The sequence below is a fragment of the Mycobacterium sp. genome (assembly GCF_049647605.1).
GTDB lineage: Bacteria > Actinomycetota > Actinomycetes > Mycobacteriales > Mycobacteriaceae > Mycobacterium.
The window spans coordinates 44,146-68,284 of sequence record NZ_JBARXZ010000150.1 but is presented as its reverse complement, the minus strand read 5'-3'; the positions used below and the strand labels follow the sequence as shown (position 1 = coordinate 68,284).

General features: G+C 63.5%; 20 protein-coding genes and 1 pseudogene. 8 read left to right on the top strand and 13 right to left on the bottom strand.

Annotation, left to right across the window (positions count from 1 at the left end; genetic code table 11):
• Positions 1-81: 81 nt before the first annotated feature.
• On the bottom strand, positions 82-477 hold the full coding sequence (locus tag WBB07_RS19120; RefSeq protein ID WP_526309965.1) for an ABC transporter permease: 396 nt from the start codon (positions 475-477) through the stop codon (positions 82-84).
• Between the two features lie 2 nt (positions 478-479).
• Positions 480-1,352 carry an MlaE family ABC transporter permease gene (locus WBB07_RS19115; RefSeq protein WP_526309964.1) on the bottom strand — a complete coding sequence of 291 codons (873 nt, stop codon included), beginning with the start codon at positions 1,350-1,352 and terminating at the stop codon, positions 480-482.
• Positions 1,353-2,167: 815 nt separating this feature from the next.
• On the opposite strand from WBB07_RS19115, the gene WBB07_RS19110 reads away from it, so the two are divergent.
• Positions 2,168-2,884: an acetoacetate decarboxylase family protein gene (locus WBB07_RS19110; protein ID WP_526309963.1), complete on the top strand. Its 717-nt coding sequence runs from the start codon at positions 2,168-2,170 to the stop codon at positions 2,882-2,884.
• Positions 2,885-3,068: 184 nt separating this feature from the next.
• Here the strand turns inward: WBB07_RS19110 and WBB07_RS19105 are convergent, their stop codons facing one another.
• The 11 genes and pseudogenes from WBB07_RS19105 to WBB07_RS19055 form a co-directional block, all read right to left on the bottom strand.
• Entirely contained in the window at positions 3,069-4,667 is a 1,599-nt protein-coding gene (locus tag WBB07_RS19105; RefSeq protein ID WP_526309962.1) for an FAD-dependent oxidoreductase, read from the bottom strand.
• Positions 4,668-4,954: 287 nt separating this feature from the next.
• Positions 4,955-6,121 (bottom strand): acyl-CoA dehydrogenase family protein, encoded by a 1,167-nt coding sequence (locus WBB07_RS19100; RefSeq protein ID WP_526309961.1) that lies wholly within the window; start codon positions 6,119-6,121, stop codon positions 4,955-4,957.
• A 542-nt stretch (positions 6,122-6,663) separates the two neighbouring features.
• The gene (locus tag WBB07_RS19095) at positions 6,664-7,257 is read right to left on the bottom strand and encodes a TetR/AcrR family transcriptional regulator (protein WP_526309960.1); all 594 of its coding nucleotides are present in this window, start codon (positions 7,255-7,257) and stop codon (positions 6,664-6,666) included.
• A gap of 236 nt (positions 7,258-7,493) precedes the next feature.
• Positions 7,494-7,754 (bottom strand): alpha/beta fold hydrolase, encoded by a 261-nt coding sequence (locus tag WBB07_RS19090; protein ID WP_526309959.1) that lies wholly within the window; start codon positions 7,752-7,754, stop codon positions 7,494-7,496.
• A 126-nt stretch (positions 7,755-7,880) separates the two neighbouring features.
• Positions 7,881-8,240 carry an alpha/beta fold hydrolase gene (locus WBB07_RS19085; protein WP_526309967.1) on the bottom strand — a complete coding sequence of 120 codons (360 nt, stop codon included), beginning with the start codon at positions 8,238-8,240 and terminating at the stop codon, positions 7,881-7,883.
• 199 nt (positions 8,241-8,439) lie between these two features.
• Positions 8,440-9,632: pseudogene (locus WBB07_RS19080) on the bottom strand (wax ester/triacylglycerol synthase family O-acyltransferase); the annotation flags it as partial.
• Positions 9,633-9,876: 244 nt separating this feature from the next.
• A complete protein-coding gene (locus WBB07_RS19075; RefSeq protein ID WP_526309958.1) occupies positions 9,877-11,514 on the bottom strand; it encodes a long-chain fatty acid--CoA ligase in 1,638 nt (545 codons plus the stop codon).
• Positions 11,515-11,567: 53 nt separating this feature from the next.
• Positions 11,568-13,193 (bottom strand): flavin-containing monooxygenase, encoded by a 1,626-nt coding sequence (locus WBB07_RS19070; RefSeq protein WP_526309957.1) that lies wholly within the window; start codon positions 13,191-13,193, stop codon positions 11,568-11,570.
• A gap of 239 nt (positions 13,194-13,432) precedes the next feature.
• Entirely contained in the window at positions 13,433-14,086 is a 654-nt protein-coding gene (locus WBB07_RS19065; protein WP_526309956.1) for a TetR/AcrR family transcriptional regulator, read from the bottom strand.
• 2 nt (positions 14,087-14,088) lie between these two features.
• Positions 14,089-15,654 carry an AMP-binding protein gene (locus tag WBB07_RS19060; protein WP_526309955.1) on the bottom strand — a complete coding sequence of 522 codons (1,566 nt, stop codon included), beginning with the start codon at positions 15,652-15,654 and terminating at the stop codon, positions 14,089-14,091.
• Between the two features lie 3 nt (positions 15,655-15,657).
• Positions 15,658-15,873, bottom strand: coding sequence for a (4Fe-4S)-binding protein (locus WBB07_RS19055; RefSeq protein WP_526309954.1), 216 nt, complete (start codon positions 15,871-15,873; stop codon positions 15,658-15,660).
• 189 nt (positions 15,874-16,062) lie between these two features.
• Here WBB07_RS19055 and WBB07_RS19050 point away from each other — a divergent pair, with 189 nt between their 5' ends.
• From WBB07_RS19050 to WBB07_RS19020, 7 genes are all read left to right on the top strand, one after another.
• On the top strand, positions 16,063-16,470 hold the full coding sequence (locus WBB07_RS19050) for an SCP2 sterol-binding domain-containing protein (protein WP_526309953.1): 408 nt from the start codon (positions 16,063-16,065) through the stop codon (positions 16,468-16,470).
• A 23-nt stretch (positions 16,471-16,493) separates the two neighbouring features.
• Positions 16,494-17,741, top strand: a complete 1,248-nt coding sequence (locus WBB07_RS19045; protein WP_526309952.1) for a cytochrome P450 — start codon at positions 16,494-16,496, stop codon at positions 17,739-17,741.
• Positions 17,742-17,767: 26 nt separating this feature from the next.
• Complete coding sequence (locus WBB07_RS19040; RefSeq protein WP_526309951.1) at positions 17,768-19,303, top strand: aldehyde dehydrogenase family protein; 1,536 nt, start codon at positions 17,768-17,770, stop codon at positions 19,301-19,303.
• Positions 19,304-20,146 carry an SDR family NAD(P)-dependent oxidoreductase gene (locus tag WBB07_RS19035; RefSeq protein ID WP_526309950.1) on the top strand — a complete coding sequence of 281 codons (843 nt, stop codon included), beginning with the start codon at positions 19,304-19,306 and terminating at the stop codon, positions 20,144-20,146.
• A 1,038-nt stretch (positions 20,147-21,184) separates the two neighbouring features.
• Positions 21,185-21,745, top strand: coding sequence for a hypothetical protein (locus tag WBB07_RS19030; RefSeq protein ID WP_526309949.1), 561 nt, complete (start codon positions 21,185-21,187; stop codon positions 21,743-21,745).
• Between the two features lie 58 nt (positions 21,746-21,803).
• Positions 21,804-23,135 carry a Dyp-type peroxidase gene (locus tag WBB07_RS19025; RefSeq protein ID WP_526309948.1) on the top strand — a complete coding sequence of 444 codons (1,332 nt, stop codon included), beginning with the start codon at positions 21,804-21,806 and terminating at the stop codon, positions 23,133-23,135.
• The gene (locus tag WBB07_RS19020) at positions 23,132-24,136 is read left to right on the top strand and encodes a hypothetical protein (RefSeq protein ID WP_526309947.1); all 1,005 of its coding nucleotides are present in this window, start codon (positions 23,132-23,134) and stop codon (positions 24,134-24,136) included. The genes WBB07_RS19025 and WBB07_RS19020 overlap by 4 nt, the downstream gene beginning before the upstream one ends.
• Positions 24,137-24,139: the final 3 nt, after the last annotated feature.

Here is a 24,139-nt window from a genome sequence, read left to right as displayed (position 1 = left end):
CATTACGGTGGGACACGAAGACCTCCGAGATCGGTGAGCGTTCCTAGACAGCTCGCACTCCACTCGGAGGTCTTCTTCATGTCACCACGCCACGCCGTACCTAACGTCCGTGGTCAGTACAGCTAGCTCGCGGGTTCCCACGAACGACGAGAGCAGGCCGGTGGCCGGTCCCAAACCGAGCAGGTTCAGTGCGTTGTAGCCCTCGACCCCGATAAGCGCCCCGGCCGTGGCACCGAGCACCAATGCGACCCCAATTGTTCCGCCGCCCACCACAATTGAGCCATTGCCCCAGGAGATGTCGGCAAGGATCCGTAGATAGTCGTGTCGGTATCGGCGCACGGCGGTCGGCATGGAAGTCAAGATCCGACCGAAGAAGAACACCATGTGTCCCAGCTTCGCCGTGCCCTGTGCCGGCGCAGCCGCGGCCGCCGCAACGGGCCGCAGTGCAACGTTGAGGTAGTGAGTTGGAGCCGCCATGGTCAGAGGCTCGCTCTGGGGAAGATCAGCACGTACAGCTGCGTCATGATGACGTTGACGGTCATGAGGAGCAGGATCGATTCGACAACGGCTGCATTCACCGAGTTCGCGACCCCGGCGGGGCCGCCGTGGGTGTCCAACCCCTTGTGGCAGCACACCACGCCGACAATGGCGCCGAACACGACTGATTTGACGAGTGCCAGTAGCAGGTCATCGACAGTCGCGAACGAGGAGAAGGTCGAGACGAACGACCCCGGGGTGCCGCTCTGCATATAGACGTTGAACGCGTAGCCGGCCAGAAATCCGACGAAGCTCGTCAGCCCGGTCAGTGCAATGCCGATCAAGATGACGGCAACAAACCGTGGCACCACCAGACGCTGGATAGGCGAAACACCCATGACTTTCATTGCGTCGATCTCTTCACGCATCGTGCGCGCTCCGAGATCGGCGCAGATTGCTGAACCGACGGCTGCGGCCAAGAGGATGGCCGCCACGAGCGGAGCTCCTTGACGAATCACCGCAAGTCCGGTGGCCGCGCCGGCCAGCGACGTCGCACCGACCTGCCCCGCAAGCAGGCTGAACTGGATCGAGAGCGTGACACCGATCGGGATGGTCACGAACAGCGTGGGAACCACGGCTGTGCTGGCCATGAAGGCAGCCTGGTGAATGAACTCGCCGAACTGAAATCGGCGGCCGACGATGTCTTGGAACAAGCACTCGATGGTCCGTATTGCCAATACCACCTGGCCGCCGACCGTTCGCAAGGACAGCAGCGGGTGGTTGTTCAGATAGGCGCGACCCCAGTCGCGCACTTCACGCACGGCCGAACGCTGGTGCGCCACAACATCTTCAGTGAGATCATCTGCCACGGTCATTGGGGCCCGGCCTCCGAGTCCGGGGATTGAACGCTTACAGCCGACCGATGTGCTTGTGTGTCACCGCGGCGCGGCGAACGGCTGCGGGGAGTCGTGCCAATTTGCTCCGTCGCGGTCACCGGACTGCTGCCCCTCGACGGATCGGCCGGTCCCAATGCCGGCGCGGACCGTGCGCCTCTCGATGTGGCCCGGCATCTTGCGGGCCGGTGTTTCGTGTCGTGGTCAAGGCGAGTCCTCGGCGTTGAGTCGGCGTGTGCGTCGATCGATGTCGGCATTTCACTGAACAGACTGTTGAGTATAAACACACGGTGTGTCGACATGGTAGAGGTCGGTCAGAATTGCAGTTATTCGGCTTATTTACAGCTTCTTTCATTACTTTGTTGCTGTTCGAAGAGATGGATCGAGGTCGTTGAGCGCCTCGGTGTAGGCCTTGAGATATAGAGGCAATCAGTTAATTGACAAGACGCTGTGTTCATCTGCATCGGATCGCCGGCTCGACTGCAAGCTGGCACCACATCTGCTCTACCGCCCGGCAATCTTCGGGCACGTGAGTACGTCTCCGGATGTCCGCCTCGCTACCCGGTTTTTGCTTGACACTGTGTTGCATGAGTGGATAGCGTGTCGAGCAACGGCGAGCGCGCTCCGTGAGCTCCGGGAACCCGGACGATGCCCCGGCTCCCTGATTCCGGGCGGAGCTGTTCAATGTGGCAGGACGGCCTGCGAAGGGAACGTGATATGCATTGGCAAAGAACGGAACCGAGGTCACAACAATCTTCCGGTCGAGCCGGAATCTGCGCTGAAAGAGAGGTCTCACAGTGACTACCAGCCCCAACGTCATCGATCTGGGTGCCGCCGGTGTGAGAGAGACGGAACTCGATGAATCGACGGTGTCGGCCTTGCCTGCGAACCGGGCGCCGGCGCCTTGGATCGGCGGTGGCCACGGAATCTGGTGGGGCGGTCGCCTCGATGAGCACGGCAGGGCAGTGCTGAAGAGGCAACTTCCGGATGTCATCCAACGCGACGCGGCGCCGGTCGCCGTCTTCGGATTTCTCCTCAACTGGACCGATACGCCTGTTGGTTCGTATGGAGAAATCGGTGCGCTTGTTGTCATGCGCCGCCGGTGGTCGGTATTCGGCCATGTGCCCTTTATCGCGGTCGATTCACCGGCCAGCCTTGTCGGCGGCCGGGACAATTGGGCGATTCCGAAGACTCTCGCGACGTTCGACGGCGACCCGGGTCGTGACGCTGTCGCGTCAACGCAGGGCAATGGCTTCATGATTCGGACCGAGCGATTGGCGCTCGGCCCGGTATTGCCCGCAGCGGCGGCGAAAATGCTCCGGCTTACCCAGGCTCGCCCCGACGGCACGCTGCTGAGTTCGCGGCCGATGACGGCCATGCTCTGGCAACCCGCCCGTTTTGCTGTCACGGTCGAAGCCGGTCCAGAGCTATCGGCCTGGCTACCTCAAGGTGAGTGCCGCGGCATTGTGCAGCGGGCGTCGCGGGCGTCCACTGGCGGAGTCATCAAAGGGTAGTTCGTAGCGTAGCCCGCTCGGAAAGCGTGGCCGGACAGCGGTTGTCCAGCCACGCTTTCTCGTCATTCGCAGTCGAATGCTATGGATCCCAAAACGATCCGTGTCGGGACCATGCGGCAGATCCTGGCCGCGTCGGCCGACCGGAACGCAATGAGATCCGACCGGCCGGGCAGCGTGCCTCGGACTAGTCGTTTCGGGGCACAGTCGTCATCGCCCGCTCGGTCATCGCTGCGATGGTCAGGCTGGGGTTCACGCCGGGATTCCACGGTACGGTCGAGCCGTCACACACCAGCATGTTCTGATATCCCCACACTCTGTGGTTGCCGTCGATGACACTCTGTTCGGGGGTCGTTCCCACGACCGCACCTCCGAGAATGTGCCCGGTAACCGGCATATTGAAGAGGGCCTCGGGCAAGAGGGTCTGGGGTATCGCGTCGAGTTGCGCGGCCATCAGCTTCACAGCCTCGAATATTTCGGGAATGTAGGTCGGGTTCGGATGGTGTGGGTCAGGGTGACTCACCATTCGGGTTCCGCGACCGAGGCGGCGTCTCCGCGTCTCGAAACTGAGCTTTCCCTCGGTGTCCTGCATGGCGCCGTACACCATGGATCGGCGGGACCAGCCGACGGGATTGCTGATGCGGGCCGCGTCGATGGGGTGGCGGGCGATGTTACCGAGCATCTTCAACGGGCGGGTGATGGGCGTCCCGTCGCCTGTCAGCGGCACGAAAAGAAAGCTCATCGAGTCGGCGCCGCCACCGAATGCGGCAGATTCCATGTGTACCCCAGGCCGCGCGTATGCGCTGCCCGTGATCGCCACTCCACCGGTTCCGAGCTCGACTGAACGATCGCGGGGCGTCAGCGCGCACAGTGATTCTGCGTTGGTGCGAATCTCCTGACCAACGCAGTCGCTCAATCTTGACAGAATGCCGCGGACCTTGCAATCACCGAGGAGCCGGTTGGTTCCGATGGGGCCGGCGGCGAAAATGACGCCACGTGCGCGCAACGTCACGGATTCACTGCGTCGGATCGTTGTCGGACGCCGGGCGACGACTGTGTAGCCCTCGGCGCCATCGGGACTACCGGATGGCCGGACCTCGGTCACCTGCATCTCGGGTATGACCTTTGCACCGCGTCGTTCCGCGAGCCAGAGATAGTTCTTGTCGAGTGAGTTCTTGGCATTGTGGCGGCAGCCGATGGCGCATCGCGCGCAATCGATACAGCCGGTGCGCGCAGGTCCTTCGCCGCCGAAAAATGGGTCAGGAACGGTGACGCCGGGTTCCCCGCGGAAGATGCCGATCTGTGTCGGATGCCAGGTGGCGCCGTAGCCGAGCTTGTCGGAGACGCTTCGCGAGATGTCGTCGCGCACGGTTTCCACCGGGTTGGCAACCACGCCGAGCATGCGCTCGGCCTCGCGATAGTGGGGGTCCAAATCGACCTGTTCCCCGACGGCGGTGGATAGGCGGGATCGGAATTCATCGCTGGCGCGGTAGAGGGTCGCGGCGTACGTGAGGCTGCCGCCGCCAACTCCGGCGCCACTGATGATCGCAACGTCCCTGAACATGGACATTCGCATGATGCCTCGTAGTCCTAGGCGAGGCGCATAGAGGTAGTCCTTGAGTTTCCAGCCGGACGTTGGCAGGTCGGCGTCTGTGAACCGACGGCCGGATTCCAACACGCACACGGAGTAGCCGCGTTCTGCCAGCCGGAGGGCGGAAACGCTGCCGCCGAAGCCTGAGCCGATGACGATCCAGTCGAAATCGTGCGTGATATCCAGATTGCTCATGTGCTCGTTCCGTACTCGCGGCTCCATTGCCGCTCTGATGGGGATCTTTTGGTGTCAGCGAGGGATGGACTCCTGGGCGCTGCCCGAGCATCAGCCGGTGGTCCTCGCGCCGTTCGTACTTGCGGTGCCGCCTCATGGTGGTCGCCAGCCAACTTCGGTTGGTAGATAGTTAACTTACTCAACGCCGTGTTCACTGTCAATCATCATCGACTGGATCCGTTGCGGCTGAAGAACTGTCATGAACTTCACCTGCGCATGGCCTTGTCGGTAGGAGCCGGGCGACGTGGTCATGGCTTCGTCAGCCGGCGTCCGATGATTTCCTTCATGATCTCGGTGGTGCCGCCGAATATCGTCGCCGCGCGTGAATCGAGGTAGTCCCGGGCGGCGTTGTACTCGCGCATGAATCCGTAGCCGCCGTGGAGTTGCACTGCCCGGTGGACAACCTTGAGATGTAGCTCGGTGATCCACCACTTGGCCATCGCGGCGTGCGCCTCGTCGAGGTTGCCGTGAGCAGTTTCCAGAATGCAACGGTCGACGAAGCTCTGGGCGATCTGAATTTCGGTGGCCAGTTCGGCGAGATAGAACTGGTTCGCCTGAAAGGTACCCACGGGACGTCCGAATGCTGTTCGCGCGCCGGCGTATTGGAGAGAATCGCGGAACGTCCGTGTCATCGCGGCCATGGAACTCACCGCGATGCTGAGCCGTTCCCGTACAAGGTTGCGTCGGAGGTATCCGAAACCGCTGTTGGCCTCTCCGAGGAGGTTTTCGGTCGGTACGAAGACGTCGTCGAAGTAGAGTTCGGCCGTCGCTTGCAGTTCCAGGCCGACCTTGTCCATCGGTCCGTGCCGGGTGAATCCGGGCATCCCTTCTTCTACGACGAGCAGCGAGACGCCCCGTTTGCCGGCGCCGGGATCCGTCTTGGCGACGACGATGATGATGTCCGCGAGCGAGCCGTTGGTGACGAACGTCTTGCTGCCGTTCAAGACGAAGCCGCCCGCGTGGGGTCTGGCGGTGGCCGCGATCGCACCGAGGTCACTACCTGTAGAGGGTTCGGTCATTGCGATGGCGCCGATCGCATCACCACGGCACAGCGGAGGCAACCATCGCGCTTTCTGGGCTTCGGTGCCGAGGTTGCTGAGGTATGGCATGACGAGATCATTGATGCCTACGACGCTCATGGCGACGCCGTAATCCCCTGAAATGCAGAGTTCCTCGGCGATGATCGCGCTGAACCGAAAGTCGTCGGCACCACCACCGCCGAAGCGCTCGGGAATGTCACTCCCGATAAGTCCGATCTGCCCGGCCTTCTGGAAAAACTGCCGGTCAATCGACTTCGACGCCTCCCACGACGCGACCTGCGGTACGACCTCACGTTCGGCGAAGGCCCTGACGAGCGATCGGAACTCGTCATGTTCTGTCGTGAAGATGTTGCGCGGCAATGGTTTCAGGGTCATCGGACGCCTCTCGGATTGATCGAACCGCCGTTTGGGGCAACTCGTCGCACACCTGGTGCGGCTGATCGCTCGGGCAGCGACTGTGGGCAGTGGCTGGAGCTTGCCCCTCAAGTGTGTCGCGGCGCATGGCGTATGCCGTCCGCCTGCCCGTCAGCCGGCGCGGGGAGGGATAGCGGCACTGGTGCATTGGTGTTCTCGCTAAAGTAAACTATGCGACGAATGTATCATCAAGCTGGCTATTTATTGAACATGATGTCTATCGATACAAGCCTGCGGGCAATGCACGGCTGCCGGCTCGGTGCGGACTTACCGAGCGTGCAGGGTGGGCTCGACCAACGGGTGGCGCCGATGTCGGCACAGGTCTGGTGGTGGAATGCAGTCGCGCCGCGCGCCCGCCTCAGGGCGTACGTGGGATTGAAATGGTTGCCGTCACAGACGTATTCGTTGCGCATGCGGGAGTTTACCGGCATTCGACCGGCCCCACTGCTTGTGTCCTTGCCTGAAGGACGCCGAAGATCACTAGACGGGCGTGGTGCCCAACGTCACTCGGATTGCCCAGGCCCAGAAGGCCCGATGTCCAGTCCCTCGGTGAATGAGGCAATGGTGAAGTCGGCCAGTGCGGCGGCCGTGACCTTGCGGCCGCGACTGCCCGGGCTGCTCGCCCAGCGCGGCATGAACTCGGTCCACATGCCTACCAGCAGTGTGGCGCGTACCTCGGCTGCGGCCGTGCTGACGCCGCGCTCTTGAAGTGCACTGCGCACATTTCGAACCTGTCGGGCGAACACACTTTCCGACCATTTTCTGAGCGTCGGCTCGGTCGCTGCGGCGTCGCGAGCATGACGCCAGATCCGGCCGACTTGATTCCAGACGGTCAGCGCGTGGTCGTAGATGGCTTCGATATCGGGTCGGGTGTGCGCTGCGTCGAGTTCCCGAAAAAGTGATAGTTCGTCCGGCTCCAGGCTCTCCAGCGCGGCGACGAGGATTTCGGCCTTGCTGTCGAAATGTAGATAAATCGTGCCACGGCTGAGGTTCGCGCGGACGGCGATGTCGTCCATCGTCGTGGAGGCGAAATCGCGCTCATCGAAAACCTCAAGTGCTGCCTCGATAACCCGGTCACGAGTCAGCGCCTTCTGCATCTCGCGCAGCGACGGTTGCTGTTTTGTGGACTCGCTGCCGGCCTTCTCGGCGGAACGGCGGCGTGGCGACGGTGTCTTAGCCAATTCGACCAGCCACGGGGGAGGAGCTCATCGGGTCATTATTACAGTCACCGCAGAATAATTACAGTCACCGCAGAATAGGGGCCAGGAAAGCGGGCCGGCCATGCGCTGTGGGCGTTTCGCGCCCCGCCTCGATCTGGGGGCCTGCAGTTCGATCATCGCGTGAATTCGAGGATCTCCTTGGCGATCCGGTCGGGCATTTCGAGCTGAGCGCAGTGTCCGACGCCCCGCAGTGTGAGCAACCTCGCGTTGGGCAACTGCTCGAGGTACCGCTGCATCTGGTCCGCCGTCGCCGCCGTGTCCTGATCGCCGCGGATGAGCAGCGTTGGTGCCGTGATCTGGGCTGCGTCGGCGAGACGCGGCACGGTCCCGTCGGCCGTTCGCATTTCGCGGCGTGCAGCGCGGCTGCGTCGCACGTGGTGCTTGCGTGGACGAGGTGGCGTGCCAGGGCCGCCGGTACCCGCTCGCCCCGAACGACTCCCGCTCGCAACAGGACATGGCGCACCACGGGAAATGCCAGCACCGGCAGTACGGCGGCTTGATCACCCGTGCGACCCGGTGTGCTTGCAGCATCCTGCGCGCGATCTCAAGCCCTTGTGGGTCTGTCTGCATGCCATCGCTCCGATCGCCACCACGCGACGGACTCGTCTGCGACGCGCGAGCTCGAACGCGATGAAACCCCCGAGAGAATTGCCGACGATGTCGGGGCACTCGAAACCCGCGGCATCGAGCTCGCGTTCGACCGTGTCGGCGAAGTCGCCGATGGTGACGGACCTGCCGGACAGCGGCGGACCGCCGAGGTGCGCCGGCAACGTCGGTGCGAGTACGTCGCGGTGCGGCACGAGTGCGGGGAGAACAGGTTCCCAGACGCGCCAGGTCATCGCCGCGCAGTGCAACAGCACGAGCGGCCGCCCCTCTCCACCGCGAAACACATTGCGACGTTGGGCGGCTCGATTGTGGTAGGCGGACGTCTACGTCACGCTGTGCGCAACCGCTCGAGTTCCTCGAGTGCCGCGCCCGTGTAGACAGCCGGCCGCTGCAAACTGGGGAGCCGGTCGCGGTCTCCGGTGAAGCCGACGTTGAAGCGACCGCCATGGAACCGGCGGTGATGCTCAGTGCGGCCCCGTGGGAAATGATCGACAAACCCCACAGACCCTCCAGGCGCGCGCCGCGTAGATACAACGGGGTAGACGGACCGGGGACATTGGATACTGGGACGTTGAACGGCGGCGGTGTGCGTCCTGCCAGGCCGGTGAGCTGGGCAACCGCTATCGGGCTCAGGACCATCGGACCGTAGAGGTCTCCGGCGCCCGCCGGCAGGTTCCGCAACTTCCGCTTGGCCGGGCGCGTGCCACGTGCGATCGCGGCGATGCGTGCCACGGGGTCGGCGATATCGGTATAGAGGCTGGCGAAGGCGACGCTGATGGCGTTGGCAGACTTGTCGTCGCCGGCATCGCGGATCGAGACCGGGATGCCAACAGTCAGACTCGAGGTGGGCAACTGGTCGAGTTCGCCGAGGTAGCGTCGCAATCCGCCGGCGCACACCGCGAGGAAGACGTCGTTGACGGTCACGTCGAAGCCCTTGGCGACGGCAACCAGGCGCGCCAGCTCGTAGCTCTGGGTCGCGAATCGGCATTGCTGTCCGACGCAGCTGTTGAGGACCGAACTCGGCGCCGAGTACGGCACCACCCAGTCCTTCTCTGCGGCCACAATCCGCTGGCTGACCATCCGTCCGGTCGCGACCGCCAGAACGGCCGAAGTGACGGAGCCGTCGCGCGCCGAGCCGAGAGCTCGTTCGACGAGCTGTGGTGGCGACGGCGCATTGTTCGGCTGGGGGTGGCGGGATCGGACGGGGAGCGAGCAGATCGCGCGCAGTTCAGCTGACCCGGGGTCGGTGTCCATCAGCTGGCCCAGTCGACGCGAACCCCCGACGCCGTCCATCACGCCGTGATGGACCTTGAAGAACCATGCGAAGCGACCGTTGTCGAGGCCTTCGATGACATGCACTTCCCACAGCGGGCGATGCGGATCGAGTGGCCGCGAGAACAGCCGAGACACCAGTACGCCGAGCTCGCGTTCGCCGCCGGGCGTTGTAGTGCGGAAAAGCGGAAGTGGTATTCGAGGTCGATCTCGTCGTCGGCGAGCTCGGTGAAGGCCGGCGCGAACCGCCGCAGGCTCGGGTAGGTCAGGCGGTCGTTGAACGGCGGCGAGAACGTATGTACGGAGCGCAGGTCATCGGCCAGCCGGCGCACGTAGTCCGGCGCGGCGCCATGCGGAACGTTGAAGGTCGCCATGACCGCCACATGCGTGGGCACATCGTTGCCGTCAACGGCGAAAGAACCACCGGTCGGCGAGGTCCGGCGTCGGCAGGATGAACAGTGTGCGGTGTAATTAGATAGCACGAAAATCCAATAGGCATTCCGATGGTAGTGATGGGTTGATATGCAAGAGGATTGCGACACTTCGCAAACGCGAAGTGTCGCTATGTCTGCGCGGTGAAGGGCTGCACTCGTGGGCGATTGCCAGGCCGTTCAGGACTCAGATCGTACGCACCGTGTCCAGTGTCCCCGCGGCGAAGAGGGCTCGCAGTGCCTTCTTGTCGAACTTGCCGACGCTGGTCTTCGGCACCTCGGCCAAGAAGGTCCACCGGTCGGGTACCTGCCATTTGGCGACTCTGTCGCCCAGGAACGCGCGGAGGTCCTCAGCAGTCACCGACGCGCCCTCTCGGGCGACTATGGCGACGAGCGGTCGCTCGCCCCATTTTTCGTCGGGAACGCCGACTACCGCTGCTTCGGCAACCGCAGGATGCGCCATCACCGCGTTCTCGAGTTCGACCGACGAGATCCATTCGCCGCCAGACTTGATCACGTCCTTCGTCCGATCCAGGATCGTCAGAAAGCCGTCGGGGGTGATGGTCCCGATGTCGCCGGTGCGCAGCCAGCCGTCTCGAAATTTGTCCGGGTCGACGGCTGATGCCGCCGGCGAGTAGTACGTCGCCGTGATCCAAGGGCCGCGAACCTCCAACTCGCCCGCGGAGTTTCCGTCGTTGGGTACGACCGATCCGTCGTCGCCGACCAATCGGGCTCGCACCAGCGATGGAAACCTGCCCTGCGTGTAGCGATAGGCCCAGCGTTGCTCGCCCGCGGCGGTGGCCGGTGGTCGCGCGACGCTGCCCAAGGGCGATGTCTCGGTCATGCCCCACGCATGCAGGATCGGTACGTCGTATCGGTCCTCGAAGGCATGCATCAGCGCCGGCGCTGCGGCCGAACCGCCGACAACGACCTCGCGCAGATGCGAGATATCCTGCGGATGACCGTCGAGGTGTGCGAGCAGACCATTCCAAATCGTCGGTACCGCGGCGGCGAAGGTCGGCTTCTCAGCGGCCATGATCGCGGCGATCGGTTCCGGTTGCAAGAACCGGTCCGGCATCACCAGTGACGCACCCACCATGAGCGCGGCGTGCGGTATACCCCACGACATCGCATGAAACTGCGGCACGATTACCAGCGCCTTGTCCGATTGCGCGAGTACCATCCCGTTGGTCGAGGTCACCTGCATGGAATGCAGATACATCGATCGATGCGAGTACGTGACACCCTTCGGATCACCCGTGGTGCCCGACGTGTAACACATTGCCGCTGCTAAGCGTTCGTCGATTTCCGGCCAGGAGAACTGATCGCTGTGCGCGTCCAGTAGTTCAGAATACGAATGCACCGTGACACCTTCGGGTGCCGTCAATGCCGCCGCGTCACCATTGGTCACGATGACGTGACGCACCGTCGGAAACGTCGGCAGATACTCGCCGAACATCGGCAACAACGACGCATCGACAATCACCACCTTGTCCGCGGCATGATTGACCACGAATGTCAGCTGTTCCGGGTGCAACCGGATGTTCAGAGTGTGCAGTACCGCACCCATCGCCGGCACCGCCCCGTAGGCGACCATGTGCTCGTTGTTGTTCCACATGAACGTGCCGACCCGGTCGCCATCCTCGACGCCGAGTCCTCGCAGCGCACACGCCAGCCGAGCAGCCTGTTCCCCGAGTTCACCGTAGCTCATCGGCCGGGTGTGCTCGCCAGTCCAAGTGCACACCGTGGCGTCCGCATGCACAGTGGTCCCATATCTGAGAAGTGTTGCAAGAGAGAGGGGCTCGTCCTGCATCGTGCTCAGCATCTACCTACTTCTCCGTTCCGGTAAAGGGTCCGCCACCAGGTCCCGGGTAGCGATCAGCGGGGCTTCGCAACAGACAGCTCTCTGAATCCGTCGTAACCTTCCGTCGCGACGGCATTGCAAATCGCTTGATAGCGGGCGAATCCTCCGAGGTAGATCGAGAACCGCTGCGGCTTGCCGGGAACATTCGCTCCCGTGTAGTAGGAGTTCGGCGCAGCGGCGAAGATGCTGCGCTCCGCTCGCTTTTCGACTTCCTCTGTCCACTGCTGCTGCGCTTCGAGGGTCGCCTCGATGGCGCGGACGCCGCGAGCATCGAGATCGGTGATGCAATCGGCGATCCACTCGATGTTCTGCTCGGCCAGTGCGACCATCATCGTCAGGCCGAGCGGCCCACCAGGTCCGGTCACAGTGAACAGATTCGGGAAGCCCGCGATCGCGAGACCCAAGTAACTCGCGGGGCCATTCTTCCAGGCGTCACGAAGGTGGATTCCGTTGCGGCCCTGTATATCGATGCGCATCAGCGCGCCGGAGATGGCGTCGTAGCCGATGGCATAGACGATGATGTCGACCTCGATGAGCGTTCCATCGGTAAGCCGGACGCCGGTCGGCTCGATCGCGGTGATGGGATTATCCCGCACACTGACGACGTCGACGTTGTCACGGCACAGGGCTTCGAAGTAACCGTGGTCCACGCAGGGCCGCTTGCCGGCGAACGGATGGTCGATGGGTGTGACTACGTCGACGAGATCGGGATCAGTTATGCGCGAACGGATGTCGGAACGAACGAAGTCGGCGACGACGCGGTTGGCGTCGAGGTCAGTGAGCACGTCGCGGAACGCGCCCACGTAAGTGAGTGCGCCACCTTCTGCGGATCTGCGGCGCAGCTCCTCGAGTTGCTCGTCAGCTGTGCACTCTGCCGCTCGACGCAGGTGCGGTTGGGCGCTCGTCCCGCCGTAGGATGCGCGCTGCCGCTTGCGGCGCTCCGGATAGGTCGCCTTGTGCTCGGCGATGTCTTCGGGACCCAGGTTGCGGTTGCGACCCAGCACGGTGAAGTTCGGGGTGCGTTGCAAGACAGTGACGTGCTTCGCGTCGGTCGCGATTTCGGGAATTGACTGAATCCCGCTTGCGCCGGTGCCGATCACGGCGACTCGCTTACCCCTGAAGTCGACGCCGCCCTGCGGCCACGTCGCGGTCATGTATGACTCGCCGGCGAAGGTGTCCGCGCCGTCGAACGGCGGCGCCAGCGGCGCCGACAATCCACCTGTGGCGAATACGCAGTACCGCGCGCGTAGCGTGCCGGTGTCGGTCTGCAGCGCCCATTCGGCGATGGATTCGTCGTAGGTGGCCGAGTGCACCGTCGTGTTCAGGTGGATGTGATCGCGCAGCGCGAAGCGGTCGGCGACGTGGTTGAGGTAGCGCAGAATCTCGGGCTGTGCGGCGTATCGCTCGGTCCACTCCCAGTCCTGATCCAGCTCGGGGGAGAAGGAGTAGGAATAGTCGGCGCTCTCGACGTCGCAGCGAGCCCCGGGGTATGCGTTCCAAAACCAGGTACCGCCGATCTCGGGTGCGGTGTCGAGCACCCGAACCGTCAGTCCGCGGCTCCTCAGCAGGTGTAGGGCGTAGAGGCCGGAGAACCCAGCTCCGACCACGAGGACATCGAACTCCGACGAATTGCTTTCCATGGGGCCAGTCTTACCGATCCAACTGGTAATGGTCAACACGGTGTTCAATAAATAGACTAATCGACCGCTTTAAAGACTCAGTGTTGGAAGTGTGGCTGAACGGCGGACCGCGCTATCGACGGAGATCGCCGGAGTCGCGGGCGGCCGACATCGCGCGTTCGGTCGTGGCGGATCGTCAGAGCAGGGTTGACACCCGGATTCCAGGGCGCGGCGAAGCGGGCAGAGTCCGCCGAGTCGCGTCAGAGCAACTTGTCTGGCACTGCGCCCGCGGCTGCGCAGAAGAAGTCGGCCAGCGCAGCCACAGTCGCGCGACGATCGGGTGTCGTCCGGTCGCATACGTTGGCGACGAAGTCGTCCCACATGCAGACCAATAGCAACGCGCGCGCGTACCGGCGCTCGCGTGGTTGCACTCCGTGACGTTCGAGGACCTCGCATACCCTCGACACCTGGCGATCGACAAACTCGTCGCGCCATCTTCGCACCGCTGGATCGAGCGCCACGACGTCGCGCATGTGCTGCCAGATCCGGCCGAGCCCGGTGATCCACACCTCGACAGCGTGGTCCATGGTCGCCTCAAGTTCGCTTCGAGTGGTTGCGTTTTCGGCCGCCGAATAGAGGACCAATTCTTCTGGTACCAGGGCATTCAGCGCAGCGTGGATGATCGCCGACTTGTCGGCGAAATGGAGGTAGATCGTGGCGCGGTTGAGGTTGGCACGCGCCGCGATGTCGTTCATCGTTGTGGGGCCGAAGCCCCGTTCGCCGAACACTTCCATGGCGGCATCGATCACGCGTTCACGGGTGAGTTGCTTTTGCACCTCCCGCAGCGGTAGCCGTTGTTCGCCCGGCGCGCGGTTGCGCGCCGGGTTCGCGTCGGGACCGGCAGAGTAGGTCATCGCTACGGACGGGATCCGCTGTTCGAGTACTGGTCGGAGAGAGTGCGGCGCAACAGCTTTCCGCTTGGCAGCCGAGGTAGCTCTGTCACGAAATCGACCGATCGCGGGCATTTGAATCGGGCCAGGCGGGACCTGCAGTAATCGATGAGTTCGGACTCCATCGCGGTGTCTGCTGTGTACCCGGGTGCCAGTTGCACGACTGCCTTGACTTGCTGTCCCATTTCGTCGTCGGGTATGCCGAGCACGGCGACGTCGGTGATCGCCTCATGCAGCGTCAGAGTGTCCTCGATCTCGCGCGGATAGATGTTCACACCGCCGCTGATGATGAGATCGGTCCGCCGGTCGGACAGGTACAAGTAGCCATCGGCGTCAAGGCTGCCAAGGTCGCCCAGTGTGCTCCAACCGAGTTCGTTGTACGCGGCCGCGGTTTTGGCGGGTTCGCCGTGGTACTCGAACCGGTTGCCGTTCTCGATCCAGATCTCGCCGACTTCGTCGACCGCGAGCTCATTGCCGTCGTCGTCGAGGATATGCGGCGTTCCGATGAGGGCCCGGCCCACCGAGCCGCGATGGGTGAGCCAGGAAGCGCTGTCGATGATGAACAGCGAGTTGAACTCGCTGGCCGAGTAGAACTCGATCACGCACGGGCCGAGCCACTCGATCATCCGCTCCTTGACATCGGGTGGACATGGCGCCGCTGCATGGAACACCAACCGCAGGCTCGACAGGTCGTACTTCTCGCGTACGTGCTGCGGCAGCTTCAGTATGCGCACGAACATCGTTGGAACCATCTGTACGTGCGTTACGCGGTATTGCTCGATCAACGCCAGCGTCTGTTCGGCGTCGAAGCTGTCGACAATCACGGTTGTGCCGCCGTGGGACTGCGCACCGAGCGACCAGCCTTGCGGCGCACTGTGATACAGCGGACCAAGGCTCAGGTAGACGGTGTCTGTGCCCATTCCGAACTGCGCTTTCAACAGCGTTTCGATGGGGAGTCCGGCGCCGAACGGCGCGTCGGGGACCGCCGGCATGATGCCCTTCGGTGCTCCGGTTGTGCCCGAGGAATAGAACATGTAGGCACCCTGACGCTCGTGCGATCGAACGCTTGCCGGCACCGAGCCCAACGCAGTTTCGTAGTCGTCGAATCCGGGGATGCTGCCATCCACCGCAAGCGCGATGTCCAGCTGCGGATTCGCTGCGGCAACGGATTCGGCCAACGATGCGAGCTCGGCCGACGCAACGAGTGCCTTTGCGCCGCTGTTGGACACGATGTAGGCCGCTTCGGCGGGACCCAGGTGCCAGTTGACCGGCACGAAAATCATGCCGCTGCGCTCGGCACCCCAACTGATTGTGAGGTGAGTTGTGGAGTTCTTCAACAGGAGCGCGACGACGTCACCCGGCTGCAATCCATGAGCAGAGAAATACCGTGCCAGGCGAAGGGAGCCGGCGTCGAGCTCGCCGAAAGTCACAGTTCCACCGGTGGTTCCCGAGATGGTCGCCGGCTTGTCGGGGAATTGATTCGCGAAGTCGGACAGCGCTGGCCTGGGTGATAAGGACACTGAATTCTCCATCGGTCAGTCGTTGATCGGCACGCCGTCGGACAGTAGTTCCATCGCTCCGGATGGGCATGTGCGCACCGCCGACCGTAGCTGGAGGAAGGTCAGCGAGCCGCCGTCGTCGATGGGCTCGGCTAGCTCGTCGGCATCTAACCGGAATGCGCCGGCGTGATCGGACACGCACACGCCTGAACTCATGCAGATGTCCTTATTGATGCGAACGGTGAATGCCATGCCATACCCAATCTCGTGTGGTCGCTCTACGTGAGCATTGCGCCGTCGCGGCGCTGTGTCAACACTCTTGCAACTTACTCAACACCATGTACACTTAATGTACGAAATGCCAAGCGTGAAATCGGTGCTTTGACCCGAGAGTGCGTCTGCGTCTGCGTGGGGGTGTTTCGCTGCGACGAAAGGACAACCATGCCGTACTTCGCTGACGCAGCCGAGGTGTATCGATACATCGGCGGCGCGTTCCGGATGTCCAATGAGCATTCGGAGGCGGGCCCGAAACTGCGAGCGGCGGCTATGGTTCTGCGATATGAGTTCCACGAACCAGATGCGACTCTCACGCTCGCGCTGCGTGAGCCGGCCATAGCGGTCTTCGAGGGCGAAACCGACGTGGTGCCGGACGTCACGATGCGCATGTCCGCCGACGACGGTGACAAGTTCTGGCGCGGCAATCTGAATGCGGCTGTCGCGCTGGCACGCGGCAAAGTCAAGGTCGAAGGCGAAATTGCCAAGGTGCTTAGGCTGATTCCGGCGGCGAAGCCGGTGTATCCGCTGTACGCGCAGCTGACCGCCGATAAAGACGCCGGGGCATCGGCGTGAGCGGACGAACCGAGGGAAGCAACATGCTGCAACAGATCACCGACCTGTCCGACTACGGCTTCTGGGCGCAGGACCCGGACGCTCGGGCCCGAGCATTCGCGGAACTAAGAATGAAGCAGCCTGTGCGCTGGGTGCGGCAGCCGGCGACGCCGGTGTTCCCCGAACCCGACCCGCAGGACGGATTCTGGGCGGTGCTCGGTCATGCGGATATCCGGCGGGTATCGAAGAATCACGAAGTCTTCTGTTCGTCGCAGGGCATTCACCTGGACAGCCTGCCGCCGGAGATGCTCGAGGCGGGGGCGTCGTTCCTGGGCATGGACAACCCCCGTCACGCCAGCGTTCGCGGTCTGGTGCAGAAGGCCTTCAGCATGCGCGCGGTGCGTCAAATCACGGACCGGATCGAGCTGGATGCGCAGACCATCGTCGATGACCTGTCAGACGATCGCGGCGGCGACTTCGTCCAGCGGGTGTCGATGCGGCTGCCGGCCATGACGATCGCGCGCATGCTCGGTGTCCCTGAGGCTGACCGCGAGACGATGCTGACCGCGGTCGAGGACATGGTGTCGAGTAACGACGAAGAGTACCTCAAGGGCCGGGAAGGGCTGGAGGTGCTGTTCGGCGGCGTCGTCGTCCTCGCGTCGTACGCGATGGAGATGGCCGAGCACCGGCGCAAACATCCGGCCGACGATCTGATCTCCGCACTTGTTGAGGCCGAGCTCGACGGTCAGAAACTGACGGACGCCGAGATTGGGGCGTTCTTCGTGTTGCTCGCGAGCGCAGGCAACGACACCACCCGCCAGACCACGTCGGCCGCGATGTACGAACTTGCCCGCAATCCCGACCAGCGCGCTCTCCTGCAGGCCGACCTACCGGGCCGGATCGATACGGCGATCGAGGAGTTCGTCCGGCACTCCACCCCGGTCATCACGTTTGCCCGGACCGCGACGCAGAATACCGAGTTGGGTGGTCAGGCGATCTCCGAAGGAGACAAGGTCGTCCTGTTCTACTCCTCGGGCAACCGCGACGAGACGGTGTTCGAGAATCCCGATCGGTTCGACATTCTGCGAAATCCCAACGACCACCTCGGTTTCGGCGGCGGGGGAGCCCACTACTGCATGGGCTCGCCGATCGCGAAAGCGCAACTGCGTGCGCTGTTCACCCGGTTGCTCCAAACATATCCGGACCTGACCGTCGAGCAGCCGAGCTACGTTCCCGGCCACTTCATGAACGCAATCCGCCGGATGCCTATGAACACCGGGCGCCGAGCATAACCGTCACCGGAAAGAGGGCAGATCCCGTGCAGAGCGAAATTCTGGCGGCTGAGGTCATCTCCGTGCGAAATCCCGCCGACGGCCGGCTCGCTGGGGAGGTCGCCGTCGATACGCCGGCTGCGGTCGCCGCCAAGGTCGCCGAACTTCGTGATGCCCAGCCGGCCTGGGAGGCGATCGGGCCGAAGGGGCGCGAGCGCTGGTTGCGCCGATTCCAGAACTGGCTGTACGACAACGCCGAGCATATCGGCGACGTCCTGCAGTCCGAGACCGGAAAGCCGCGCCTGGAAACCAGTTTCGAAGTTCCGCAGGCGAATGACCTCATCAATTACTACGCCACCAACGCCGCCGCATTCCTGCGAGACACCCATCCGACGGCGCACAGCGCACTCGGAAAGGTCAAGCGGCTGACGACGACCTACCGGCCGTTCCCGGTGGTCGGTGTCATCTCGCCGTGGAACTTCCCGATGGTGATGCCCGTCTACGACGCGATCCCGGCTTTGGCGGCCGGCGCGGCGGTGCTGATCAAGCCGTCCGAAGTCACTCCACTGGCGGCGTTGGAGCTCGCGCGTGGTTGGACCGCGATCGGAGCGCCGCCGGTTCTCGCGGTTGTCACCGGTGGCCGCGAAACCGGAGCTGCTGTAGTCGATTCCGTTGACTATGTGGCATTCACCGGCTCCGTCGCGACTGGTCGGTCGATCGCGCGCGCGTGCGCCGAGCGGCTCATCCCGTGCAGCCTCGAACTGGGTGGTAAGGACCCGGCGATCGTGCTCGCCGATGCCGATCTCGACCGCGCCGCCAACGGCATCACCTACGGCGCGCTGTTGAACGCGGGCCAGGTCTGCGTGTCAGTCGAGCGAGTGTATGTCGAGGATTCGGTCCACGATGAGTTCGTCTCAAAGGTCGTGCGGTGTGTTCGGGAGCTCCGGCAGGGGCAGGACGGCCCGAAACCGGAATTCGACATCGGGCCGATGGCCACAATGGGCCAACGTGACATCGTCGCTCGTCACGTCGAAGAGGCCGTCGCCGCCGGGGCTCGCGTTCTGGTCGGCGGAAAGCCCACCGGCACAGGCACCTTCTACGAGCCAACGGTACTGGTGGACGTGCAGCAGACGATGTCATGCGTTCAGGAGGAAACCTTCGGGCCGCTGCTGCCGATCATCCGGGTCGCCGATGAGGACGAGGCCGTCGTGCTGGCCAACGACTCGCGCTACGGTTTGTCTGCGACAGTCTGGAGCGGCGACAAAGCACGCGCGGAGCGGGTTGCCCGCCGGATCGAGGCGGGCGCGGTGAACATCAACGACTTCGGCTCGAACTTCTTCGCCTTCGCGCTACCGATGGGTGGCTGGAAAGAGTCCGGCATCGGGGCGCGCTGGGGCGGCGCCGACGGGATCCGGAAGTACTGCCGGAAGCAAGTGCTCACAGCGCCGCGCATCCCGACCCCGAAGAAGGAACTCATCTGGTATCCGTACTCGCCGGCCAAGTTCAAGCTCGCGACGACGATCATGCGCGCTCTGGCCGCGCGTGGACGACACCGATTCGGACCGAACAGCGGAGGAAAATAGATGTCGGACAGGGCTATTCGCGACAAGGTGGTCGTGATCACCGGGGGTGCGCGGGGCATCGGTTTTGCGACTGCTCATGCGTTGCACCGACTCGGCGCCCGGGTCGCGATCGGCGACATCGATGAATTGAAGGTCAAGGAATCCGGTGCCAGGCTCGGGCTGCCGGTTGCCGCGAAGCTCGATGTCACCGATTCCAATTCGTTCGCCGAGTTTCTCGACCGCGTCGAGCGTGAGCTCGGGCCCGTCGACGTCCTGATCAACAATGCGGGCGTGATGCCGGTGGGCAAGATCATCGACGAGCCCGACGCCGTCACGCGCCGCATCTTCGATATCAACGTCATGGGCGTGATCACCGGTAGCAAGCTCGCTGCCCGCCGTATGGTCGCCCGCGGCAGCGGCCACGTGATCAATGTCGCGTCGCTTGCCGCCGAAGGACCTGCGCCCGGGCTGGCCACCTATGTCGCGAGCAAGGCTGCGGCATTGCAGTTCACGCACTGCGCGCGTCTGGAGTACCGGACCACGGGCGTGAAATTCTCGGCAGTGCTGCCTGCGTTCACGAACACCGAACTCGTCGCCGGAACCCACGGGCCGAAGGGCCTGAAGAACGCCGAGCCTGAAGACATTGCTGACGCGATCATCCGCGTCATTCGCAAACCGACAGCGCGGGTGGATGTTCCGAAGGTGGCCGGCCTGCTGGTGGCGACGTCGCGATTTGTGCCACGCGGCATCTACGAGGCCCTGACCAGGGCACTCGGGAGCGAGAGGTTGTTCATCGATGACGTCGACGTGGTGCGGCGCCGCGCCTACGAGGATCGGGCACGCGGCATCAGAGGGCCCGCCTGACCCGTTTCTGTTCGGCGATCTGGCGAAATAGCTCGAGCGACTGGGAGGGCCGGTCGGCGAGACCCGGTTAGTGGGTGAGATGACGCGTAGTTCCATGCGGCTTCTGTGAGTGGGCCCTCGTGCCGGCCCTACATTAGGAACAAATATGGGAACGAAACTCGGCGAGACCGCCGATGTTGGATGAGACAAGTGAGCTGCTTCAAATACTGCGGGGGCTCCTGACCAGGACGGACAAGACTTCGAGGACCAGGTGGAACCGTCACCGGTCGGCTCACAACCCAGAGGTCGCAGGTTCGAATCCTGTCCCCGCTACTCAGCGGTGTCGCAAGACATCAGAATAGCCGCGGACCCAACTCAGGTCCGCGGCTATTCTCGTTTCAGGATCTTTGGATATGCCGGTAGCTGGTGGCTCGATGTGGCAGTGAACGGTGGGGCTGGATTCGGCGCCCGGATCGATTCTCAGGCGTCGGTCGGCGAGTTTCGGCACGACGCAGCCGGTTTCGATAACAATCTGTTTGTCAAGTGATCCGTATCGCGTCACCAGTCCACGACGGCGGCGACTGCTTCGAGTTCCACGAGCTCGTGGTCATACTCGAGAAGGGTGACACCGAGCGGGGTGCTCGGCATATCGTGGTCGCCGAACGCGCGTAGGCGTACTCGGCCACATCGGAGAGGTTCATCTCGGCCCCGGCCGCAAGTCGGAAACCTTATACGGCAATGGGTTACAGGTACCCTGCAGTTGCGCGCATCCGAAAACGCTGGAGCGCAACAGGTGGTTTTGCTGGACCAGTAGGCGCTGGTTAGCCGGGGCCCGTCGCGCCCCGGGGTCGATGGACTCAAAGTCCTGCCGAAATCAACAGAAACCGGTGTGACAGCAAACGATGCCGGGCTCTCTGGCTGCGAAGGAGCGCGCCCGTCGACGATGGGTTTTGCCGGCCTGCGCGGTGTGGAATGAATACGACCGCCGATCGTGGTGTGCAAGCGATACCCGAGTGTTAGTGTTCGCGGCGAATCACTGGTCAGAGACAGGTGGTCGAGATGGCGGCTGACGATCGTGACTGGACCAAACCGGCGGCAGTGGCCATCCCCCCGGAGGGCTATTTCGAACTCGAGCGCGGGCGCTACGGCCCCGTGTATCCCCGGACCCCGGCCTGCCATGGATTCTCCATCATCGCCAAGGTGAAGGAGGGTCGGGAGGCGGTGGTCCGGGCCTATGGGAAGACAATCGAGGAGACCATTGCGGCGAGCCCGGAGGCGTTGGCGCCGCTCAAATTGCACTACTTGCGGTGGAACCTGTTCGACGTCGGCTCCGGCCTGCACTTTCAGTACATGGGGATCTTCGACACCGATTTCGACAAGTACACCGAGGATGCGGTCCAGCTGTTCAGCGCGACCGGTATCACCACCGTCTTCACCAATCTCGAAGGTTTCCCCGAGGATTGGAAGGAAAACCCGGATGCCTTCATCAAGTACGTTCGTGATCACCAGGTGCCGAGCTTCCTCGAGTACGGCGAATACCCCTATGTGACCGCCGACGAGGTCAAGAAGGCGTTGCGGCTCAAAGCTGCGTTCTCCGACATGTTGGACCAGATGCAGTGAGCGCCCATCCCGCGCCTCCAGCCCACCGTAGGGGCGCCTCGGGAACTGAGGAGGCAACGTGCTCGAACTCGACGATATCCAGCACATCCTGCTGACCCGTACCCCGGCGATCACCGGACGGTATGAGTTCCTGACCTTCGACGCCCCGGCCGGCGGGCGTGCGTGGCTGTCAGAGTTGCTGGACAGGACGCAGTCGGCGGCGGCTGCGGTTGCGACGATGGACGAGTCCGACCGGTGGGTCACGCTGGCCTTCACGTGGGCCGGCCTCCGTGCGCTCGGGGTGCCGGAGGATTCGCTGGCCAGTTTCCCCGAAGAGTTCCGGGAAGGGATGACCTCTCGAGCAGCCATCCTCGGGGATGTCGGCGCTCATGCCCCGGAGCACTGGGTCGGTGGGCTGGCCGGTGACGATCTACACGCGATCGCAATCCTGTTCTCCCGCACCGACGAGCAGTGCCGGAAGTCCATCGACGAACACAACAAGCTGCTGGCCCGCATCGATGGGGTACGCAGCCTGTCCTATCTGGATCTCAACGCGACCCCACCGTTCAACTACGCCCACGACCACTTCGGCTTCCGGGACCGATTGTCGCAGCCGGTGATGAAGGGCTCCGGCGAGGAAGCCACGCCGGGTTCGGGTGACCCGCTGGAACCCGGCGAGTTCATTCTCGGCTACCCCGACGAAGACGGGCTGGTCGCGAACCTGCCGCAGCCGGAGGTGTTGTCTCGCAACGGCAGCTTCATGGCCTACCGACGGCTGGCGGAGCATGTTGCGGTCTTCCGTGAGTACCTGCGCGAGCACTCCGAGACCCCTGCCGATGAGGACCTACTGGCGGCCAAGTTCATGGGCCGGTGGCGCAGCGGGGCGCCGCTGGTGCTCTGCCCGACAGAGGATGACCCGCAGCTCGGTGCGGATCCCATGCGTAACAACGATTTCAACTACAAGGGGATGGATCCCTTCGGCTATGCGTGTCCGCTGGGATCGCATGCCCGCCGGCTCAATCCACGGGACACCGCGCATTACATGAATCGGCGCCGGATGATCCGCCGCGGCGCCACCTACGGCCCCGCGCTGCCCGACGGCGCACCCGATGACGGCGTGGACCGCGGTATCGCGGCGTTCATCATCTGTGCAGATCTGGTCCGTCAGTTCGAGTTTGCGCAGAACGTCTGGATCAATGACCAGCACTTCCACGAGCTCGGCAACGAACACGACCCGATCTGTGGCGCCCAGGACGGCACCTTGGACTTCACCGTTCCCAAGCGCCCGATCCGTCAGGTGCACAAAGGTATTCCGGCGTTCACCACCCTGAAGGGGGGTGCTTACTTCTTCCTGCCGGGCCTCTCGGCCATGCGGTACCTGGTAGGACTCGAGAGTGAGGAGCAGCCATGACCGCTGCACGCACCTACAACCAGACCCACCTCTCGCGCCCGCACGATGGGCGGCGCAGGATCAGCATCTACTGGACGTGGAGCTACCCCTGGGAGGCGCAACGGGATCCGGCGGCGATGGAGAACCGGTTCTCCACGATCACCGAGGTGCGCAACGCGTTGTGGCCGCTGTACGAGACACCGGAATACGACGCCGCCCACTTCTTGCAGGGCATCGCAGGCACCTTGGAGCTGTTCCACCGTTCGACCCTGGCCTTCCAGCAGGTCGCCGAAATCGCCACCGGGCATCCGGTGGCGGTGTTCCAGCGGATCGACCAGGCGGGCTATCTGTTGCCCATCGATGAGCGGGTCCTGGACGACTGCGACACCCTGATGGTGTTCGGACTCGACCATCTGCTGGGCCAGGAGGAAGCCTCGGCCGAGGAGATAGAGGCGATCCGGCGATGGTTGCGGCGGGAGGGCACCTGCCTGCTGCTCGCACCGCACCACGACGTCGGCAACACCGATGACTATGCGCGGCGCCAGATGGAATACCTGCACCACGGTGACCCGCTCGTTCCCCGCCAACAGCGATTCAGTCAGTACACCCGCTCGCTGATGAAAGCCCTTGAGGTACCGGTGCACAACAATTGGGGTCTGCGGCCCGCGTTGGTCCCGGGCTCCCGCGAGATCGCCCCGCTGACAACGCGCCCCGACCTGGACACCGTGGGACTGCTGAACAACGTCACGACCTTCAACTTCCACCCGCACCTGCCGCATTACGAGTTGACCGCACCGGAGAGTGACACGCTGCAGCTGCTGGGCCGTCAGCCGGTCGACGTGGGGCGGCCGCACCCGTTCATCGAGGCCGGCAACACCGAGTTCAATGCCTTGATCTGGATGCCGCCGACCGCTGAACGCTCGGGTGACATCGTGTTGGTCGACTCGACGAACTTCACCACCCTGTTCGGTGGCACCGACAGCCTCCGGAACTTCTGGAACAACCTTGCGGCGATGCGCTGAGGC

Coding starts and splice junctions, on each gene's coding strand:
- WBB07_RS19045 (WP_526309952.1), top strand. CDS start 16,494: ATGCTGCAACAGATCACCGACCTGTCCGACTACGGCTTCTGGGCGCAG.
- WBB07_RS19100 (WP_526309961.1), bottom strand. CDS start 6,121: ATGACCCTGAAACCATTGCCGCGCAACATCTTCACGACAGAACATGAC.
- WBB07_RS19095 (WP_526309960.1), bottom strand. CDS start 7,257: ATGCAGAAGGCGCTGACTCGTGACCGGGTTATCGAGGCAGCACTTGAG.
- WBB07_RS19065 (WP_526309956.1), bottom strand. CDS start 14,086: ATGACCTACTCTGCCGGTCCCGACGCGAACCCGGCGCGCAACCGCGCG.
- WBB07_RS19055 (WP_526309954.1), bottom strand. CDS start 15,873: ATGGCATTCACCGTTCGCATCAATAAGGACATCTGCATGAGTTCAGGC.
- WBB07_RS19120 (WP_526309965.1), bottom strand. CDS start 477: ATGGCGGCTCCAACTCACTACCTCAACGTTGCACTGCGGCCCGTTGCG.
- WBB07_RS19115 (WP_526309964.1), bottom strand. CDS start 1,352: ATGACCGTGGCAGATGATCTCACTGAAGATGTTGTGGCGCACCAGCGT.
- WBB07_RS19105 (WP_526309962.1), bottom strand. CDS start 4,667: ATGAGCAATCTGGATATCACGCACGATTTCGACTGGATCGTCATCGGC.
- WBB07_RS19020 (WP_526309947.1), top strand. CDS start 23,132: ATGACCGCTGCACGCACCTACAACCAGACCCACCTCTCGCGCCCGCAC.
- WBB07_RS19050 (WP_526309953.1), top strand. CDS start 16,063: ATGCCGTACTTCGCTGACGCAGCCGAGGTGTATCGATACATCGGCGGC.
- WBB07_RS19070 (WP_526309957.1), bottom strand. CDS start 13,193: ATGGAAAGCAATTCGTCGGAGTTCGATGTCCTCGTGGTCGGAGCTGGG.
- WBB07_RS19075 (WP_526309958.1), bottom strand. CDS start 11,514: ATGCTGAGCACGATGCAGGACGAGCCCCTCTCTCTTGCAACACTTCTC.
- WBB07_RS19030 (WP_526309949.1), top strand. CDS start 21,185: ATGGCGGCTGACGATCGTGACTGGACCAAACCGGCGGCAGTGGCCATC.
- WBB07_RS19060 (WP_526309955.1), bottom strand. CDS start 15,654: ATGGAGAATTCAGTGTCCTTATCACCCAGGCCAGCGCTGTCCGACTTC.
- WBB07_RS19035 (WP_526309950.1), top strand. CDS start 19,304: ATGTCGGACAGGGCTATTCGCGACAAGGTGGTCGTGATCACCGGGGGT.